A 1,781-nucleotide genomic window follows, 5' to 3' on the forward strand; every position below is an offset into this window, starting at 1 on the left:
TTTAACATCTTTCCGAAAGAAGTCTCCCACTTCTAAACGAAGTGAAAGTGGGAGATGAATTTCGGTTAGGTATAGCCTAAAATTGTCTCTTTTTTGTGTGTTATGATATAATCAGTTTTAGAAAAATGAAAGGCTGTTGTATCAATGAAATTAGACAATAATAACCATTCAGTGTTCCTATTGTATTATCATCTTGTGCTGGTTGTAAAATATCGCAGACAAGTGATTGATGATACCATATCTGACTATGCAAAAGATATGTTTGTGAGATTGGGTAAAAATTACAATATTTCCTTGGTCGAATGGAATCACGATATGGACCATGTGCATATTTTGTTCAAAGCACATCCAAATAGTGAATTATCCAAGTTCATCAATGCCTATAAAAGTGCAAGTTCTCGACTGATCAAAAAGCATTTTCCGCAAGTGAAAAGAAAACTGTGGAAAGAATATTTTTGGTCAAGAAGCTTTTGCCTGCTTACAACGGGTGGTGCGCCCATTGAAGTAATCAAAAAATATATCGAAAATCAAGGTATGAAGTGATGTGGTGTCGATATGGCAAACAAAGCCTATCAGTTCCGTCTATACCCAACAAAAGAACAAGAAGAATTGCTCGCCAAAACCTTCGGTTGTGTCCGTTTTGTGTATAACAAAATGCTTGAAGAACGCATACAAATGTTTGAAAAGTTCAAGGACGATAAAGAATCCTTGAAACAACAAACATTTCCGACCCCTGCCAAGTACAAAAAGGAGTTTCCTTGGCTAAAAGAAGTGGACAGCCTTGCGCTGGCAAATGCTCAACTAAATTTGCAGAAAGCGTTTCAACACTTCTTTTCTGGCCGCGCTGGATTTCCCAAGTTCAAAAACCGCAAGGCGAAACAGTCGTACACCACAAATATGGTAAATGGCAACATCAAGCTTTCAGATGGCTATATCAAGCTGCCCAAACTGAAATGGATCAAGTTCAAGCAACACCGGGAGATTCCTGCCCACCATATCATCAAGTCTTGTACGATCACGAAAACCAAAACAGGAAAATACTATATTTCTATTCTCACAGAGTACGAACATCAACCTGCCCTAAAAGAAGTACAAACGGTTGTTGGGCTTGACTTTTCCATGAGTACGCTGTATGTCGATAGCGAGGGTAAGAGAGCCAATTATCCTCGATTCTATCGCAAAGCATTGGAAACATTAGCGAAAGAACAGCGTAAATTGTCTCGTAAAAAGAAAGGCTCGAATCGTTGGCACAAACAGCGTCTGAAAGTAGCGAAGCTGCATGAGAAAATTGCCAACCAGCGCAAGGACTTTCTGCATAAGGAGTCGCACAAATTAGCGAAACGGTATGATTGCGTGGTCATCGAAGACCTCAACATGAAAGGGATGTCACAAGCCCTCCATTTCGGTCAAGGCGTTCATGACAACGGCTGGGGCATGTTCACCACTTTCCTTCAGTACAAGCTGGCCGAACAGGGGAAGAAGCTGATCAAAATCGACAAATGGTTCCCTTCGTCCAAAACGTGTTCGTGCTGCGGTCGAGTCAAGGAGTCTCTATCGCTTTCTGAACGGACATTCCGCTGTGAATGTGGATTCGAGAGCGACAGGGACGTCAATGCGGCCATCAATATCAAACATGAGGGCATGAAACGATTGGCGATCGTCTAATTTGTCCTCGAACCGTGGGGCACACGGGGATCGCTCGGTCAACTTCCCATCATGAGATGGGATTACCCGAGAAGCCCCCACCTCTAAGCGAAGCGTAGGTGGTGGGAGTATGTCAC

General features: G+C 42.5%; 2 protein-coding genes. Both read left to right on the forward strand.

Annotated features, from left to right (window positions below):
* Window positions 1-144 precede the first annotated feature (144 nt).
* The gene (tnpA, locus tag DCC82_RS16880) at window positions 145-543 is read left to right on the forward strand and encodes an IS200/IS605 family transposase (protein ID WP_012748944.1); all 399 of its coding nucleotides are present in this window, start codon (window positions 145-147) and stop codon (window positions 541-543) included.
* Between the two features lie 12 nt (window positions 544-555).
* Window positions 556-1,665, forward strand: coding sequence for an RNA-guided endonuclease InsQ/TnpB family protein (locus tag DCC82_RS16885; protein WP_012748945.1), 1,110 nt, complete (start codon window positions 556-558; stop codon window positions 1,663-1,665).
* Window positions 1,666-1,781: the final 116 nt, after the last annotated feature.

It is taken from the genome of Geobacillus sp. LYN3 (assembly GCF_003064505.1).
Lineage (GTDB): Bacteria > Bacillota > Bacilli > Bacillales > Anoxybacillaceae > Parageobacillus_B > Parageobacillus_B toebii.